Annotated in this window: 12 protein-coding genes; 7 read left to right on the plus strand and 5 right to left on the minus strand. The window is 65.5% G+C overall.

What is annotated here, in order from left to right; all coding sequences use genetic code 11:
• Nucleotide 1 precedes the first annotated feature (1 nt).
• The 5 genes from fdnG to PSTAB_RS10235 form a co-directional block, all read right to left on the minus strand.
• On the minus strand, nt 2-3,067 hold the full coding sequence (fdnG, locus tag PSTAB_RS10210) for a formate dehydrogenase-N subunit alpha (protein ID WP_139113516.1): 3,066 nt from the start codon (nt 3,065-3,067) through the stop codon (nt 2-4).
• Between the two features lie 172 nt (nt 3,068-3,239).
• The gene (ligD, locus tag PSTAB_RS10220) at nt 3,240-4,160 is read right to left on the minus strand and encodes a non-homologous end-joining DNA ligase (protein ID WP_013982833.1); all 921 of its coding nucleotides are present in this window, start codon (nt 4,158-4,160) and stop codon (nt 3,240-3,242) included.
• Between the two features lie 3 nt (nt 4,161-4,163).
• Entirely contained in the window at nt 4,164-5,120 is a 957-nt protein-coding gene (gene ku / locus PSTAB_RS10225; protein WP_013982834.1) for a non-homologous end joining protein Ku, read from the minus strand.
• A 33-nt stretch (nt 5,121-5,153) separates the two neighbouring features.
• Complete coding sequence (locus PSTAB_RS10230) at nt 5,154-6,011, minus strand: SDR family oxidoreductase (protein ID WP_013982835.1); 858 nt, start codon at nt 6,009-6,011, stop codon at nt 5,154-5,156.
• A gap of 106 nt (nt 6,012-6,117) precedes the next feature.
• On the minus strand, nt 6,118-7,134 hold the full coding sequence (locus tag PSTAB_RS10235) for a zinc-dependent alcohol dehydrogenase family protein (RefSeq protein ID WP_011913296.1): 1,017 nt from the start codon (nt 7,132-7,134) through the stop codon (nt 6,118-6,120).
• 259 nt (nt 7,135-7,393) lie between these two features.
• Here PSTAB_RS10235 and PSTAB_RS10240 point away from each other — a divergent pair, with 259 nt between their 5' ends.
• The 7 genes from PSTAB_RS10240 to PSTAB_RS10270 all read left to right on the plus strand — a co-directional run bounded on the left by PSTAB_RS10240 (nt 7,394) and on the right by PSTAB_RS10270 (nt 17,193).
• A complete protein-coding gene (locus tag PSTAB_RS10240) occupies nt 7,394-8,311 on the plus strand; it encodes a LysR substrate-binding domain-containing protein (RefSeq protein ID WP_013982836.1) in 918 nt (305 codons plus the stop codon).
• A gap of 280 nt (nt 8,312-8,591) precedes the next feature.
• Nucleotides 8,592-9,821: a multidrug efflux RND transporter periplasmic adaptor subunit MexE gene (gene mexE, locus PSTAB_RS10245; RefSeq protein WP_013982837.1), complete on the plus strand. Its 1,230-nt coding sequence runs from the start codon at nt 8,592-8,594 to the stop codon at nt 9,819-9,821.
• 98 nt (nt 9,822-9,919) lie between these two features.
• Complete coding sequence (locus PSTAB_RS10250; protein ID WP_013982838.1) at nt 9,920-13,090, plus strand: efflux RND transporter permease subunit; 3,171 nt, start codon at nt 9,920-9,922, stop codon at nt 13,088-13,090.
• On the plus strand, nt 13,087-14,475 hold the full coding sequence (locus tag PSTAB_RS10255; protein WP_013982839.1) for an efflux transporter outer membrane subunit: 1,389 nt from the start codon (nt 13,087-13,089) through the stop codon (nt 14,473-14,475). The genes PSTAB_RS10250 and PSTAB_RS10255 overlap by 4 nt, the downstream gene beginning before the upstream one ends.
• Nucleotides 14,476-14,728: 253 nt before the next feature.
• A complete protein-coding gene (locus PSTAB_RS10260; RefSeq protein ID WP_041771733.1) occupies nt 14,729-15,517 on the plus strand; it encodes an aminoglycoside nucleotidyltransferase ANT9 in 789 nt (262 codons plus the stop codon).
• Nucleotides 15,514-15,873 (plus strand): MmcQ/YjbR family DNA-binding protein, encoded by a 360-nt coding sequence (locus tag PSTAB_RS10265; protein WP_013982842.1) that lies wholly within the window; start codon nt 15,514-15,516, stop codon nt 15,871-15,873. The genes PSTAB_RS10260 and PSTAB_RS10265 overlap by 4 nt, the downstream gene beginning before the upstream one ends.
• 327 nt (nt 15,874-16,200) lie before the next feature.
• Nucleotides 16,201-17,193, plus strand: coding sequence for a TRAP transporter substrate-binding protein (locus PSTAB_RS10270; RefSeq protein ID WP_013982843.1), 993 nt, complete (start codon nt 16,201-16,203; stop codon nt 17,191-17,193).
• Nucleotides 17,194-17,226: the final 33 nt, after the last annotated feature.

The following is a 17,226-nucleotide window of genomic DNA, read 5'->3' on the forward strand; positions in this document are numbered from 1 at the left end:
CCTATAGCTTCTCGACGTTCACCAGGAACGACTTGAATTCCGGGGTCTGGGTGTTGCCATCGCCCACGAAGGGGGTCAGCGTGTTGGTCAGGTGAGCCTTTCTCGCCACGCCGGTGAAGCCCCAGTGGATCGGGATACCGACCTGATGCACGGTGCGCCCGTCCACCTGCAGCGGACGCAGGCGCTTGGTCACCACCGCCACCGCATCGATATGCCCGCGCTTGGAGCGCACCCGCACCTTTTCCCCCGCGGCGATGCCCAGCTCGCCAGCCAGCACCTCGCCGATCTCGACGAACTTTTCCGGCTGGACGATGGCATTGAGCAGCACGTGGGTCGTCCAGTAGTGGAAGTGTTCGGTGAGGCGGTAGGTGGTCGCCGCATACGGAAACTCTTCGTAGGTGCCGAAGGTATGTCGATCTTCGGCGAAGATGCGGGCAACCGGATTGTGGTAGGCCAGCGGATTGTCCGGGTGCAGCGGATTGTTGGGGATCGGCGATTCCAGCGGCTCGTAGTGCTCGGGGAACGGCCCCTCGCCCAGCCACTCGCTGGCGAAGAAGTGCCCGGTGCCGCTCTCGGTGAGGATGAACGGCTTGACGTCATCTTCCGGCGGCGCGGCCACGGGGTAGTCCGGTACGTCGGCACCGACCCAGCGTTCGCCGTTCCACCAGACCAGCGCACGGTTCGGGTCCCACGGCGTGCCGTCGGGACGGGCCGACGCGCGGTTGTAGAGAATCCGCCGGTTCAGCGGCCAGGCCCAGGCCCAGCCGAGGGTGACACCGATGTCGTAAGGGTCCGAGTTGTCGCGCCGGTCCATCATGTTGCCCTGCTCGGTCCAGGCGCCCGAGTAGATCCAGCAGCCGCAGGACGTCGAACCGTCCGCGCGCAGCTCGCCGAAGTCGTTGAGCAGCTCGCCCTTGCGACGGATGATCCGCCCCTGGTCCTCGATGTCCGCCAGCGCGCGGCCGTTGTATTCCTTGGCCAGCTCCGACGCGGCGGGATGCGCCGGGTCGCTGTAGTCCCAGGTCAGGTTGAGGATCGGCTCGGGGAAGGCGCCGCCCTCCTGCTGGTAGAGCTTCTGCAGGCGGTGGAACAATCCGGCGAGAATCGCCGTGTCGGTCTTCGCCTCACCGGGCGGCGGTGCCGCCTGGTGGTGCCACTGCAGCCAGCGCGAGCTGTTGGTGATCGAACCGTCGTCCTCGGCGAAGGTGGTGGTCGGCAGGCGGAACACCGCGGTCTGGATCTGGCTCGGATCGACGTCGTTGAACTCGCCATGGTTCTTCCAGAACTCGCCGGTTTCGGTGGCCAATGGATCCATGATCACCAGCCACTTGAGCTTCGACAGCCCATCCAGCACCTTCGCCTTGTTCGGGAAGGCCGCGAGGATGTTGAAGCCCTGGCAGAAGGCGCCGGTCATCTTGCCCTTGGTCATGTCGTTGACCGCATAGAGCACGTCGTACAGCGGCTCGGAGAGCTTCGGCAACCAGTCGTAGCACCAGTTGTTCTCGGCGCTGGCGGCATCACCGTAGAACGCCTTCATCATGCTGACGAAGAAGCGCTCGTAGTGCTTCCAGTACGACACCTGGTTGGGCAACAGCGGCTGGCGCACCTTCTGCCGGATGTAGTCCTCGTAGCGCTGGGCGCCGGCCGCCGGCAGCGTCATGTAGCCGGTCAGCAGGTTGGAGAGCAGGCCGATGTCGGTCAGCCCCTGGATGTTGGAGTGCCCGCGCAGCGCGTTGACCCCGCCTCCCGGCATGCCCATGTTGCCCAGCAGCAGCTGGACCATGGCGCCGGTGCGGATCATCTGCGCGCCGATGGAATGCTGGGTCCAGCCCAGGGCATAGAGGATAGTCATGGTCTTGTCGGGCGCCGCGCTCTGCGCCAGCAGTTCCCAAAGCTGCAGGACCTTGGCCTGCGGCATGCCACAGACACGCTCGACCATCTCCACCGTGTAACGGCTGTAATGCTTGCGCATCATCTGGAACACGCAGCGCGGGTGCTGCAGCGTTTCGTCGCGACGGACGAAGCCCTGCTCGTCCAGGTCGAAGTTCCAGGTGGCCTTGTCGTACTGGTGGCGCTCCTCGTCGTAGCCGGTGAACAGCCCGTCGTTGAATTCGAAGCCTTCACGCACCAGGTGCGCCGCATCGGTGTAGTGCAGCACGTATTCGTGGGCGTAGCGATCGTTCTCGATCAGGTAGCTGATCAGCCCGCCGAGGAAGACGATATCGGTGCCGGTACGGATCCAGGCGTGATAGTCCGCCACCGCGGTGGTGCGGTTGTAGCGCGGGTCGATGGAGATCAGGATCGCGTCGCTGCGCTCCTTGGCCTGCATGACCCAGCGGAAGCCCACCGGATGCGCCTCGGCCGAATTCCCGCCCATGGACAGGATGATGTTGGCATTGCGGATGTCGACCCAGCTGTTGGTCATGGCACCGCGACCGAATGAAGGGGCAAGACCTGCCACCGTCGGTCCGTGTCAGACGCGCGCCTGGTTGTCGAGTTTGAGAATACCCAGCGCCCGGGAGATCTTCTGCGTGAGGTAGGCCGTCTCGTTGGTGCACGCCGAGGCCGCCACCATGGAGGTGGTCATCCAGCGGTTGACCAGCTGTCCCTGGTCATCGTGGGTCTCGAAGTTGCGGTCGCGGTCGTCCTTCATCAGGCGGGCGATGCGGTCGAGCGCCTCGTCCCAGCTGATGCGCTTCCACTCGTCGGTACCTGGCTCGCGGACCTGCGGGTAGCGCACCCGCGAATCGCTCTTGATGAAATCGAGCACGCCGGCGCCCCGTGGGCAGAGCGAACCGCGGCTGACCGGATGATCCGGGTCGCCCTCGACATGGAAGATATGGTCATGGCTGTTGATCGCGCCGTCGCCGCGCGCGTACAGCAGCATGCCGCAGCCCACCGAACAATAGGTGCAGATGTTGCGGGTGACCTTCGCACCGGTGAGCTTGAAATGCCGCACCGAGGCCAGCGCCTCCTGCGGGGCGAACCCCATCATCGCCATGCTGGAAGCGCCCAATCCGGCTGCGCCGAACTTGAGAAACTGCCGCCGGGATACTCGTGCCGTCATCGGTATCTCCTGTCATGAATGCTCGGCTCAACTGCTAGAGGGTCGACTGAGTACGGCTGGCAGAGGTTCAGACGGGATGACGGGCGGCTCTACCGCCGGGGGTGCAAGGTGGTGGTCGGAATGCGCTGCGTCCCCGTCGGAAGCGTGACTGCAAGGGTGCACAAAGGGCCGCTTAGCGGCCCTCGCGCAACCGCTCGAGCAGCTCCCGTCCCAGCCGCTGGCGGGTGTTGCCGTAGTCGGACCAAGGGTCGTCGCTGCGCGTGCTCAGGTAGTCGCGGACGTTGCCGAGCCGCCACTGATCTGCGCCTTCCAGGTGGCGCACCTCTTCCAGGCTCACCGGCAGCGACACCCCAAGGCCGGGCCGCGCCCGCACCGAGTAGGCGGCGACGGTACTGGCGCCCTTCTGGTTGCGCAGGTAGTCGACGAAGATGCGCCCGACACGATTCTGCGGGCCCATCTTGTCGACGATCAGCTGCGGCGACTCCCGCGCCAGCCGCTCCGTCACCGAGCGCCCGAAGCTGCGCGCGCAATCCCAGTCGTGGCGCCGCTCGATCGGCACCACCACATGCATCCCGCGCCCGCCGCTGGTCTTGAGGAAGGCGCGCAGCCCCAGCTCGTCCAGCAGCGCCAGGGTCAGCTCGGTAGCCTCGACCATGCTCGCCCAGGGCAGTGCCGGGTCCGGATCCAGATCGAAGATCACCCGGTCCGGTCGCTCGATGCGATCGCTGCGGGCGTTCCAGGTATGGAATTCGACGCTGCCCATCTGCACCGCCTCGATGACGGCGGTGATGTTGTCGGCCTGGATCAACCGGGCGTGCTCGGGATCGAGGTTTTTCGGCAGCGCGCGCATGTGCGGCATCTTCAACCGGCCGCAGTGACGCTGGAAGAAGCTCTCGCCGCCGATACCTTCCGGCGCACGGACGATGGAAAGCGGTCGCCCGGCGAGCTGTGGCACCAGCCGGTCCGCCACCGCCAGGTAATACTCTGCCAGCGCCAGCTTGGTGGTGCCGCTGGCCTCGTCGATCACCCGCTGATGGCTGCTGATGCCGACACCGCCTGCCAGTGGGCGAGCGCTGTCCGTTCGCGCGGCCATGCCTCAGCTGGCCTTCTTGCTGGATTTGCTGCTCGCCGCCGGTGCCTTGCGTGTGCGTGACGAGCTGGACGACTTGCTGGTCTTGGCCTTGCTCGCAGGCTTGGATTTGGCTGGCGCCTTTTCCGGCGCATCGTCCTCTTCGTCCGCCTCGGCGGCGCGCGCCTTGCCCGGCTTGGCAGCCAGGCTGCGCTTGAGCAGCTCGGTGAGGTCGATGACATCCGCCGAGCGGCGATCCACCGACTCTTCCGGCCCGCCCACGGCTTCCAGCTTGCCTTCGCGTGCCTTCTTCTCCACCAGGTCCATGATCTGGTCCTGGAAGGTGTCCTTGTACTGCTCCGGCTTCCACTTCTCGGTCATGTCTTCCACCAGACGCTTGGCCATGTCCAGTTCGCGCTCGGCCAGGTCCGGATCGAGCGCTTCGTCCTTGAGCTCGAGGTATTCGACGCCGCGCACCTCGTCGGCCCAGCGCAGGGTGTTCATCACCAGCGCCTTGCCCAGCGGCATCACCACCGCCAGATGCTGCTTATTGCGCAGCACCACGTTGGCGATGCCGACCTTGCCGGTCTGGATCAGCGTCTCGCGCAAGAGCGCATAGACCTTTTCCCCACGCCGGTCCGGGGTCAGGTAGTACGGCGTGTCGATGTAGAGAAAGGAAATGTCCTTGGCGTCGACGAAGGCGACGATGTCCACGGTCTGCGTGGCTTTGGGATGCGCCGCCTTGATCTCGTCGTCGCTGATGACCACGTAGTGGCCCTTCTCGTACTCGACGCCCTTGACGATGTTCTCGCTGTCGATGTCCTCGCCGGTGGTCTTGTTGATGCGCTTGTAACCGACCCGATCCATGCTGCGCTTGTCCAGCCAGTCGAAATCGATGCCCTGCCGTGTAGTGGCCGGCACCAGCGCCACCGGGATGTGTACCAGTCCGAAACTGACCGCGCCTTTCCAGATCGTGCGTGGCATACCCTGTACTCCTTCGTAGGTGCCGGCCTGCGGTCAGCCGTTGACCACGGTGCCGCCGTTGACGTGAATCACCTGCCCACTGACATAGGACGCATCGCTGCTGGCCAGATAGACGTAGGCCGGCGCCACCTCTTCAGGCTGGCCGGGCCGTTTCATCGGCACGTTGGAGCCGAATTCGGCGACCTTGTCGGCATCGAAGGTGGAGGGAATCAGGGGCGTCCAGATCGGTCCCGGCGCCACCGAGTTCACCCGGATGCCTCGCTCGGCCAGGCTCATGGCCAGGGCACGGGTGAAGGCGACGATGGCGCCCTTGGTGGAGGAATAGTCGATCAGCATCGGGTTGCCCTTGTAGGCGGTCACCGAGCTGGTGTTGATGATCGAGGCGCCTTCCTGCAGGTGCGGCAACGCCACCTGGGTCAGCTGGAACATGCCGAACACGTTGGTACGGAAGGTCTGCTCCCACTGCTCCGGTGGGATGTCCTCGAAACGATCGCGGGGATGCTGCTCGGCAGCATTGTTGACCAGGATGTCCAGCTTGCCGAACTGCGCCAGCGTCTCGTCGACGACCTTGCGGCAGACATCGCGGTCGGCCACGTCACCGGCGAAGGTCAGGCAGCGCCGGCCGTGTTGCTCGACGTCCTTGCGTGTCTGCTCGGCATCCTGGAGTTGGTCGAGGTAGAGGATGGCCACGTCGGCGCCTTCGCGGGCGAACAGCACCGCCACCGAGCGGCCGATACCACTGTCGCCACCGGTGATGATGGCGACCTTGCCGGCGAGCTTGCCGGCCGCCTTGTAGTCCTCCCCGCGATATTGCGGCCGCGGGTTCATCAGCCCTTCCTTGCCGGGTTCTGCCTGCTTCTGTGGGGGTAGGGTCTGATTGTCATCGGCCATGGAAAATCCTCCGTCAAGGTAGTGAGCCTGTCTTCGGAGGACTGGAACGGCGCGCGAAAAGTTTCTGCGGGGCGATGAGAGGGCCCGGCCACGGGGCCCTCGCGGATCAGGAAAGCGTCAGGACGACACGACCACGCGGGATGCCGCTTTCGACGTAACGATGGGCCTCGATGGCCTGCTCGAAAGGAAACTGCCGGTCGACCTGCGGACGCACCAGGCGGTCGACAGTCAGTTGGTTGATGTGTTGCAGCGCGCGTTCGACGGCCTCGCGGTTCTGCTCGATCCCGAGCTCCGGCTGCCCGGTGAAGTCGCACAGGCAATGCAGGAAGAACTTGAAGTTCTTCTTGAAGGCCGCGCAGACCGGTAGCGCGGTCTCGTTGCCGCCGTTCATGCCATAGAGGATCAGCTTGCCCAGCGGCGCCATGACATCGCCGAGCAGCTTCATCTGCGAGCCGCCACAGGCATCCAGCACCACCTCGACACCGCGCCCTTCGGTCAGCTTCTGCAGGCGACCGACCAGGTCTTCTTCCTCGGTGACGATCACCGTCTCGGCACCCAGTTCACGCAGGTAGTCACGGTCCTCGCTGGTGTCACAGGTGGCGATCACCCGTCCGCCCAGCGCCTTGGCCAGCTGCACGGCAGCCGGGCCGGTGCAATGCGCGGCCTGGTTGATCAGCACGTACTGACCGGGCTCCAGCTGAGCCAGTTCGACCAGGGCGAAATAGCTCACCAGCATCGGCGTGTAGTGGATCGCCGCCTCGCTGGCGCTGAGCATGTCCGGGTAATGCACCAGGGCCTGCTGAGGCAGCAGCGCGTGTTCGGCATACAGCGGGTACTGATTGAGATCGTGGGCGGGGAAACCCGCCACCTGGTCGCCGACGCTGAAGCCCTGGACGCCCTCTCCCACCGCCAGCACCTCACCCGCCACCTCGCTGCCGAGCCCGGCGGGCAGACGCGCATGGCGCGGCGCCAGGTCCTGCCGCCAGAGCACGTCGTTCCAGCTCACGCCGACGGCGCGCACGCCGATCAGGACCTCGCCCGGGCCGGCAACCGGCACCGCGCGCTCTTCCTGACGCAATACGTCGGCCGGGCCGAACTGATGAAAACGGATGATGCGGGACATTGCGACCCCTCGCTTACTACTGTGCAAACGGACTCTATCGTCAGTATCGTCACAACTCCAGCGAGCGACGCGGATTCCCATCGATAGTTGCCATGCACGGCAATGATGGGTTTGCGTATGTATCCCCGCGGGGCGCATCGCAGGTTTGTGCATTTCGAAAGCGGAATCGGGCATGCGCTCGTCTGCGCAAGCTGTCTAGAATGCAGCGACCCACCGAACCGGACCGTGGTCCGGCCACCAGGCTCGACGTGAACCAGGCATGAATCGCAACGACCTTCGCCGTGTTGACCTCAATCTGCTGATCGTCTTCGAAACGCTGATGCACGAGCGCAGCGTGACCCGCGCCGCCGAGAAGCTCTTTCTCGGCCAGCCGGCGATCAGCGCCGCGCTGGCCCGCCTGCGCGCGCTGTTCGACGATCCGCTGTTCGTGCGCACCGGTCGCAGCATGGAACCCACTGCCCGCGCGCTGGACATCGCCCAGCTGTTGTCGCCGGCGCTGGACTCGATCTCCACCGCCGTCAGCCGCGCCTCCACCTTCGACCCGGCCACCAGCACCCAGGTGTTTCGCATCGGCCTGACAGATGAAGTCGAGTTCGCCCTGCTACCGCCGCTGCTGCGTCGCCTGCGCGCCGAGGCACCGGACGTGGTGCTGGTGGTGCGGCGCGCCAACTACCTGTTGATGCCCGGCCTGCTGGCATCCGGCGAGATTTCGGTGGGCGTCTGCTACACCGAGGAGCTGCCGGCCAACGCCAAGCGCAAGGTATTGCGCCGGCCCAAACCGATGCTGCTGCGGGCCGACAGCATTCCCGGCCGGCTGAGCATGGAGGACTACTGCAGCCGTCCCCATGCCATGGTTTCCTTTGCCGGCGACCTCAACGGTTACATCGACGAGGAACTGGCCCTGCACGGCTGCAAGCGCAAGGTGGTGCTGGCGGTGCCGCAGTTCAACGGCCTGGCCAGCCTGCTCGCCGGCACCGATATCATCGCCACCGTCCCGGATTACGCCGCGGCCGCGCTGGCGGCGAACGGCGGCGTGCGTGCCGAGCCCTTGCCCTTCCAGACCAGCCAGGACTTCGAACTGTCCATGGCCTGGCGCGGCGCTCAGGACAACGACCCCGCCGAACGCTGGCTGCGCTCGCGTATCCAGATGTTCGTCGGCGACCCGGATAGTCTGTAGGGCGGAAAACGGCGCAGCCTATTCCACGCGTAAACGCCCCTACACACTGCCGCGTCATTCCACTGCCCTGCCCCAGCGGCTTCTTTGACCAGCCGGGCTAGCGCTCGATTGGAGGAATGACCCCGGGGTCGTTTTCCACCCTGCCGATATCGCGTGGGCCTGATGTTCAATGCCCAACCATCACCGTCAATGATATTCACCTTCGGCTCGTTCGATTTCTGCTGAACGGCTTGACCACGCAGACTCCTGCCATCAACAAATCCGACTTGCGGAGTCAAGCATGGAACGTTCGCTCAACGCCTTGCGTTTTCCCCTTATTGCCCTGACGGTGCTGATCACCGCCGCCTGCGGCAAGGCACCGGAGGCCACCCAGTCGGGCATGCCACCGCCCGCCGTCAGCGTCGCCGAGGTCATCGAACAACCGGTGACCGAGTGGGACGAGCTCACCGGCCGCCTGGAAGCTCCGGAGTCGGTGGAGATTCGCCCACGCGTCTCCGGTTTCATCGACAAGGTGGCCTTCGAGGAAGGTGCGCTGGTGAAGAAAGGCGATCTCTTGTTCCAGATCGACCCGCGCCCGTTCCAGGCCGAGGTCAAGCGTCTACAGGCGCAGCTGCAACAGGCCCGCGCCACCCAGCAGCGCACCGTCGCGGAAGCCGAACGGGGTGAGCGTCTGCGGCAGAAGAATGCGATCTCCGCCGAACTGGCCGATGCCCGCGTGAGTGCCGCCAGCGAAGCCAAGTCGGCAGTCGCGGCGATCCAGGCGCAACTGGACAAGGCCCAGCTGGACCTCTCCTTCACTCGCGTGACGGCGCCCATCGACGGCCGCGTCGGCCGCGCGCTGATCACTTCCGGCAACCTGGTCAATGCCGGCGAGGCACTGTTGACCACGCTGGTCTCCACCGACAAGGTCTACGCCTACTTCGAAGCGGATGAGCGCACCTACCTCAAGTACCGCGAACTGGCCCGCAATGGCGACCGCGGCGAGACCACGCCGGTCTACCTCGGCCTGTCCGACGAGGATGGCCACCCGCACCTGGGCCACATGAACTTCATCGACAACCAGGTCGACCCGCGCACCGGCACCATTCGCGGCCGCGCGGTGTTCGACAACCGCGACGGCAGCTTCACTCCCGGCCTGTACGCGCGCCTGAAGCTGGTCGGCAGCGCCACCTACGACGCCGTGCTGATCAAGGACGTGGCGGTCGGCACGGATCTGGGCAAGAAGTTCGTTCTGGTCCTGGCCGAGGACGGCACCGTCGCCTACCGGCCGGTCGAGCTGGGCCCCAAGCTCGAAGGCTTGCGCATCGTCCGCAGCGGTCTGGCCAAGGGCGAAAGCATCGTGGTGAACGGCCTGCAGCGGGTACGCCCGGGCAGCCAGGTGCAGCCGGAGAGCGTACCGATGGCCGATGCCGAGACCCTCGCGACCCTCGATCGCCAGCGCCGCGCGATCAGCGAGGCGATGAAGCCGCAGGTGGTCGAGCGCACGCTGGCCCAGCGCCCGAGCAGCTGAGCATCGTTCGACAGCTGCCCTGAACCCCGGCGCGCCAGGCGCGCCCATCCGATCGATCCGCCAGGGCGCGCCCGCCGCGCCCTACCCCGGAGTGCGCCATGAATTTCTCGCAATTCTTTATCAAACGGCCGATTTTCGCCGCCGTGCTGTCGCTGGTGATCCTCATCGGCGGCGCCATCTCGCTGTTCCAGTTGCCGATCAGCGAATACCCGGAAGTCGTTCCACCCACCGTGGTGGTGCGGGCCAACTTCCCCGGCGCCAACCCCAAGGTGATCGGCGAGACCGTTGCCTCGCCGCTGGAACAGGCCATCACCGGCGTCGAGGGCATGCTTTACATGTCGTCCCAGGCGACCGCCGACGGCAAGCTGACGCTGACCATCACCTTCGCCCTCGGCACCGACCTGGACAACGCCCAGGTGCAGGTGCAGAACCGCGTGACGCGCACCATGCCGACCCTGCCCACCGAGGTGCAGCGCCTGGGCGTGACCGTGGACAAGGCCTCCCCCGACCTGACCATGGTGGTGCACCTGACCTCGCCGGATAACCGCTACGACATGCTCTACCTGTCCAACTACGCCGCGCTCAACGTCAAGGACGAGCTGGCGCGACTGGACGGTGTGGGCGACGTGCAGCTGTTCGGCCTCGGCAACTATTCCCTGCGCGTCTGGCTCGACCCGAACAAGGTCGCCCAGCGCAACCTCACCGCCACCGACGTGGTCAACGCCATCCGCGAGCAGAACCGTCAGGTCGCTGCCGGTGCCCTGGGCGCACCACCGGCGCCGGGCGCCACCGACTTCCAGCTGTCGATCAACACCCAGGGCCGCCTGGTGGACGAGGAGGAGTTCGAGAACATCATCGTGCGCGCCGGCGAGGACGGCGAGATCACCCGCCTGAAGGACATCGCCCGCATCGAACTGGGTTCCAGCCAGTACGCCCTGCGCTCGTTGCTGAACAACCAGCCAGCGGTGGCCATCCCGATCTTCCAGCGGCCGGGCTCCAATGCCATCGCCATCTCGGACCTGGTGCGCGAGCGCATGGCCGAGCTCAAGCAGAGCTTCCCCCAGGGCGTGGATTACGAGATCGTCTACGACCCGACCATCTTCGTGCGCGGCTCCATCGAGGCGGTGGTGCACACCCTGCTCGAGGCCATCGTGCTGGTGGTGCTGGTGGTGATCCTGTTCCTGCAGACCTGGCGCGCCTCGATCATTCCGCTGGCCGCCGTGCCGGTGTCGCTGATCGGCACCTTCGCGGTGATGCACCTGCTCGGTTTCTCGCTCAACGCGCTGTCGCTGTTCGGCCTGGTGCTGGCCATCGGCATCGTGGTGGATGACGCCATCGTCGTGGTGGAGAACGTCGAGCGCAACATCGGCCTCGGCAAGTCGCCGGTAGAGGCGACCCGCCAGGCCATGAAGGAAGTCACCGGGCCGATCATCGCCACCGCCCTGGTGCTCTGCGCGGTGTTCATCCCGACGGCGTTCATTTCCGGCCTTACCGGGCAGTTCTACCAGCAGTTCGCGCTGACCATCGCGATTTCGACGGTGATCTCGGCGTTCAACTCGCTGACCCTGTCGCCGGCCCTGGCCGCTACCCTGCTCAAGGCCCACGATGCGCCCAAGGATGGTTTCTCGCGGCTGCTCGACCGACTGTTCGGCGGCTGGCTGTTCCGCCCGTTCAACCGCATGTTCGACCGCGCCAGCCATGGTTACGTTGGCATGGTACGGCGCATCCTGCGGGGCAGTGCCGTGGCGCTGCTGGTCTACGTCGGCCTGGTGGGCCTGGGGTACATGGGCTTCGCCACCACCCCGACCGGCTTCGTTCCACAGCAGGACAAGCAATACCTGGTCGCCTTCGCCCAGTTGCCGGACGCCGCCACCCTGGACCGCACCGAGGACGTGATCAAGCGCATGTCGGAAATCGCCGGCAAGCATCCGGGCGTGGAAAACACCGTGGCCTTCCCGGGGCTGTCGATCAACGGTTTCACCAACAGCCCCAACAGCGGCATCGTCTTCGTCGCGCTGAAGGACTTCAGCGAGCGCAGGGACCAGAGCCTGTCCGCGGGCGCCATCGCCGCTGAGCTCAACGGTCAGTTCGGCGTCATTCAGGAAGCCTTCCTGGCGATCTTCCCGCCGCCTCCCGTGCAGGGCCTGGGGACCATCGGCGGGTTCCGCGTGCAGGTGCAGGACCGCGGCAACCTGGGCTACGAGGAGCTGTACACCCAGGTGCAGAACGTCATCGCCAAGAGTGCCGACTATCCGGAGCTGGCCGGCCTGTTCACCAGCTATCAGGTCAACGTGCCGCAGGTGGATGCCGATATCGACCGCGAGAAGGCCAAGACCCATGGCGTGGCCATCGACGACATCTTCGACACCATGCAGGTCTACCTGGGCTCGCTGTACGCCAACGACTTCAATCGCTTCGGTCGCACCTATCAGGTCAACGTCCAGGCCGACCAGAAGTTCCGCCTGGCACCGGAGCAGATCGGCCAGCTGAAGGTACGCAACAACCGCGGCGAGATGGTCCCGCTGTCGACCTTCGTCAACGTCAAGGACAGCGCCGGCCCGGACCGGGTGATGCATTACAACGGTTTCCTCACCGCCGAGATCAACGGCGCTGCCGCACCGGGCTACAGCTCGGGGCAGGCCGAGGCGGCCATGGAACGTCTGCTCCAGGCCGAGCTGCCCAACGGCATGACCTACGAGTGGACCGAGCTGACCTACCAGCAGATCCTCGCCGGCAACACCGCGGTCTTCGTCTTCCCGCTCTGCGTGCTCCTGGCCTTCCTGGTGCTGGCAGCGCAGTACGAAAGCTGGAGCCTGCCGCTGGCGGTGATCCTGATCGTGCCGATGACGCTGCTCTCAGCCATCACCGGGGTGATCCTGGCCGGTAGCGACAACAACGTCTTCACCCAGATCGGCCTGATCGTGCTGGTGGGCCTGGCGTGCAAGAACGCGATCCTGATCGTCGAGTTCGCCAAGGACAAGCAGGAGGAAGGCATGGACCGGCTCGCCGCCACCCTGGAGGCCTGCCGCCTGCGCCTGCGGCCGATCCTGATGACCAGCTTCGCCTTCATCATGGGCGTGGTACCGCTGGTGCTTTCCAGCGGGGCCGGCGCCGAGATGCGCCATGCCATGGGCGTGGCGGTGTTCTCCGGGATGCTCGGGGTGACCTTCTTCGGGCTGCTGCTGACCCCGGTGTTCTATCTGGTGATTCGCGCTTTCGTCGAGAAACGCGAAGCGCGCAAAGCGGTATTCAAGGAGGCCCGCGCATGAAGTTCTTCGCCCTTTCCCTGCTCGCCCTGACCATCACCGGTTGCGCCGTCGGCCCGGATTACCGCGCGCCGCAACCGGAGCCGGCCCGGCTGCTTCAGGCCGAGCGCGGCGATCACGACCGCTCGCGCTTCGAGGCGGCCTGGTGGCGGCAGTTCGAGGACCCGATACTGGATGCCCTGGTCGGCGAAGCACTGGCTGAAAACCGCGAGCTGCGTATCGCCTATGCCCGTCTGCGTGCGGCGCGGGCTATTCGCGATGATGTCGGCAATGATCGTCTGCCCACCGTCACCGCAGGTGCGCGCGCCGATATCGGCAAGGCCCAGCAACCCGGTTTCAGCGAAGAGCGGGTGAACGCCGAGCGTTACGATCTGGGCCTGGACATGGCCTGGGAGCTGGACCTGTTCGGCCGTATCCAGCGCAGCCTGGAGGCCAGCGAAGCGCAGGCCGAAGCTGCCGAGGCCGAGCTCTATCAGCTACAGGTCAGCCTGATCGCCGAACTGGTGGATGCCTATGGTCAGCTGCGCGGTGCCCAGCTGCGCGAGCGGATCGCCCGCGACAACCTGGCCAACCAGCGCAATTCCCATGAACTGACCGAGCAGCTGCGCGAAGCGGGTGTCGGCAGCGAACTCGATGTGCTACGCGCCGACGCCCGTCTGGCGGCCACCGAGGCGAGCCTGCCACAGCTGCAGGCGCAGCAGACCCGCGCCCGCAACCGCATCGCCACCCTGCTCGGCCAGCGCGCCGATCAGCTCAGCGTCGACCTGTCGCCGCGCGAGCTGCCGGCGATTGCCAAGGCGCTGCCGATCGGCGACCCCGGCGAGTTGTTGCGCCGACGCCCGGACATTCGTGCGGCCGAACGCCAGCTGGCCGCCGCGACTGCAAACGTCGGCGTGGCCACAGCCGATCTGTTTCCGCGGGTGAGTCTGTCGGGCTTTCTCGGCTTCATCGCCGGACGCGGCTCGCAGATCGGCTCCAGCGCAGCACAGGCCTGGGGCGTAGCGCCCAGCATCAGCTGGGCGGCGTTCGACCTGGGCAGCGTGCGCGCCCGTCTGCGCGGTGCCGAGGCGGATGCCGACGCCGCGCTCGCCGGTTATGAGCAGCAGGTGTTGCTGGCGTTGGAGGAATCGGAAAACGCCTTCAGCGACTACGCCCGCGCTCAGGACCGCCTGTTGTCGCTGCTGCGCCAGTCCACCGCCAGCCGCGCCGCGGCACAGCAGGCGGAAATTCGCTACCGCGAAGGCACGGCGGACTTTCTCGTACTGCTCGATGCCGAGCGCGAACGGTTGCTGGCCGAAGACGCCCAGGCCCAGGCCGAAGTCGAGCTGTATCGCGGCGTAGTTGCCATCTACAAGGCGCTCGGTGGCGGCTGGAGGCCGAGCGCCTGATATCGGCTCTCTCGTTGGATCGCCTCCTGGTCGATCACTCTGCCCCGGGTGCTGCAACGCCGCGGGGCATTTTTTTGTCGCTCGGCAGCACCACTCTTTCGTCCGCCTCGCTCTTGAGCGAAGCACGCCGTGCCTGGACGCCTCAGCAGCTTAGGCTGCCGATGAATACACCGGCTGGCGCCAGCTTCGACCCGTTTGTATTGTCGGAGGCGGACAACAATCCGGACTGACCCAGATGCCCCTAGAAGCGCTCATGAACCCATCCGTGTCCAGCCAGCTCCAGCAGGCACTGGCGCTGCTGCAGCGTCACCTGGGCGGGAACCTGCTGGCCGTGCATCTGTTCGGCTCGGCCGTTGTCGGTGGCCTGAAACCCGGCAGCGATCTCGACCTGCTCGTTACCGTCGCCGCCCCCCTGCCGAAGGACACGCGTCACTCGCTGATGCGCGAGCTGCTGATGATTTCCGCCTGGCCGGCCAACGAGCGAATGCGCCCGCTGGAAGTCACCTGGGTGGTACACCACTCGGTACGGCCCTGGCGTTATCCGGCAATGCGCGAATTGCAATTCGGCGAATGGCTGCGCGCCGATATCGAAGCCGGCCGCATCGAGCCGCCCCAAGAGGACCACGATCTGGCCATTCTTCTGCACCAGGCGCGCAAGAACGGCGCCTGTCTGATCGGCCCTGGCGCGGCCGAATTGTTCGACCCGGTGCCCGAGGAGGACATGCGCCAAGCCTTGCGCGACATGCTGGCGCAATGGCGCGAGCCCGCCGACTGGCAGGGAGACGAGTGCAACGTGGTGTTGGCCGTGGCGCGCATCTGGCTCACCCTGACCACGGACGCCATCGCGCCGAAGGACGTCGCAGCGATCTGGCTGCTCGAGCGTCTGCCGGATGAGCACCGTGCCGTGCTGGAGAAAGCCAGCCAGGCCTATCGGGGCGACGCGATCGAAAAGCCTGCCCTGAGCCCACAGGCGGTGGAGGCGTTCATCCGGCATGCGCAAACGCATTTGCAGCTGTCGCAACCAACAGGAGCAGAGCGATGATAACCACTGACCAGATCGCCGCCTTATGCCTGGCTCTGCCCGGCACCCGTGAAGATCTCAAGTGGGGCAGCAATCGGGTGTTTTCCGTGGCGGGCAACAAGATGTTCGCCGTTCTCGATTTCCTTGGCGAGAACCTGGCATTCAAGGTCCACAGCGACCTCTTCCTGGGTTTCGTGGACCGTCCCGGCATCCGCCCTGCTCCTTACCTGGCAAGGGCGCACTGGATCAGCATGAGCAGTCGGCAGATCCCCATCGGTGACGACGAGCTGCGCGACCTGCTGACCCGCGCGCACCAGCTGGTGGTACGCAAGCTGCCGAAGCGCCTGCAACCCGGGCTGTTACTGGATCTGGATTGAGTCAGCGCTGGACGGATCAGTCGCAACGAACCGACGGACATGCACGCAGGCGATATCGAATCCTCCTGTCACTGCAGCGGCTGCGCCGGCCTCCTCTGCCTCGGCGCTTCAGGCCGGACGGGCCAACCGGTGTACCCGTGGCTGCTAGGCCACGGTCGCTGGGCTACCGGAAAAATGTGACGTAGTGCCGCTCCCGTCGGCTTGGCGCGGCAAAGCGCTTTAAGTCGTCACTCATCTTTGGCATAAGGAGCGGCTGAAAGCCGAGAAGCGTCCCCGCGGTCGGTCCGCATGGATGCACTGCCAACCAACCAGAATAAAGAGTCTTTCATGAAGCCGATCATTACCCTTGCCGGGCTCGTGCTGGCAGCCGCCAGCGCCTTCGCCCAGGCAGAGCCCATCGTCATCAAGTTCTCTCACGTAGTGGCCGAGGATACCCCCAAGGGCAAGGGTGCGTTGATGTTCAAACGCCTCGCGGAGGAACGCCTGCCCGGCCAGGTCAGCGTGGAGGTCTACCCCAATTCGACGCTGTTCGGTGATGCCACGGAACTGGAAGCGTTGCGCAACAACGAAGTGCAGCTGCTCGCCCCGTCGCTTGCGAAGTTCGAGCAGTACACCAAGCAGCTGCAGGTTTTCGACCTGCCGTTCCTGTTCGACGACATCGACGCCGTCAACCGCTTCCAGAAGCGCACCAAGGGCAAGCAGCTGCTGCGCTCGATGGAAGACAAGAACATCACCGGCCTGGCGTACTGGCACAACGGCATGAAGCAGCTTTCGGCCACCCGCATGCTGCGCCTGCCGGGTGATGCGTCGGGGCTGAGCTTCCGCATCCAGCCGTCCGCGGTACTCGAAGCGCAGTTCGGCGCGGTGGGTGCCACCACCCAGAAGATCGCCTTCGCCGACGTCTACGACGCGCTGCGCACCGGCACCGTACAGGGCGCGGAGAACCCCTGGTCGAATATCTACAGCAAGAAAATGCACACCGTGCAGCCCTACATCATCGAAACCGACCATGGCGTGCTGGACTACATGGTGGTGAGCAACACACGCTTCTGGATGAGCATGCCGCACAAGATCCGCTTCGAACTGGAGGCGATTCTCGACGAGGTCAGCTTCATGGTGAACCGCGAGGCGGAGGAGCTGAACCAGGCCGATCGCGAGCGGATTCGCAAGGCGGGTACCTCCGAGATCGTTACCCTGACGCCGGAAGAGCGCGAGCGCTGGCGCGAAGCGATGCGCCCTGTCTGGAAGGAGTTCGAACCGATGATCGGCGCGGACATCATCAAGGCCGCCGAGACCGTCAACCGCAAGCAGCGCGACTGACGAACATCCAGATGAACAAAGCCCCCCCCAGCT

The sequence above is a fragment of the Stutzerimonas stutzeri genome (genome assembly GCF_000219605.1).
GTDB classification, from domain to species: domain Bacteria; phylum Pseudomonadota; class Gammaproteobacteria; order Pseudomonadales; family Pseudomonadaceae; genus Stutzerimonas; species Stutzerimonas stutzeri.

Coding starts and splice junctions, on each gene's coding strand:
- PSTAB_RS10240 (WP_013982836.1), top strand. CDS start 7,394: ATGAATCGCAACGACCTTCGCCGTGTTGACCTCAATCTGCTGATCGTC.
- mexE (WP_013982837.1), top strand. CDS start 8,592: ATGGAACGTTCGCTCAACGCCTTGCGTTTTCCCCTTATTGCCCTGACG.
- PSTAB_RS10265 (WP_013982842.1), top strand. CDS start 15,514: ATGATAACCACTGACCAGATCGCCGCCTTATGCCTGGCTCTGCCCGGC.
- PSTAB_RS10235 (WP_011913296.1), bottom strand. CDS start 7,134: ATGTCCCGCATCATCCGTTTTCATCAGTTCGGCCCGGCCGACGTATTG.
- ligD (WP_013982833.1), bottom strand. CDS start 4,160: ATGGCCGCGCGAACGGACAGCGCTCGCCCACTGGCAGGCGGTGTCGGC.
- PSTAB_RS10250 (WP_013982838.1), top strand. CDS start 9,920: ATGAATTTCTCGCAATTCTTTATCAAACGGCCGATTTTCGCCGCCGTG.
- ku (WP_013982834.1), bottom strand. CDS start 5,120: ATGCCACGCACGATCTGGAAAGGCGCGGTCAGTTTCGGACTGGTACAC.
- PSTAB_RS10270 (WP_013982843.1), top strand. CDS start 16,201: ATGAAGCCGATCATTACCCTTGCCGGGCTCGTGCTGGCAGCCGCCAGC.
- PSTAB_RS10230 (WP_013982835.1), bottom strand. CDS start 6,011: ATGGCCGATGACAATCAGACCCTACCCCCACAGAAGCAGGCAGAACCC.
- PSTAB_RS10255 (WP_013982839.1), top strand. CDS start 13,087: ATGAAGTTCTTCGCCCTTTCCCTGCTCGCCCTGACCATCACCGGTTGC.
- PSTAB_RS10260 (WP_041771733.1), top strand. CDS start 14,729: ATGAACCCATCCGTGTCCAGCCAGCTCCAGCAGGCACTGGCGCTGCTG.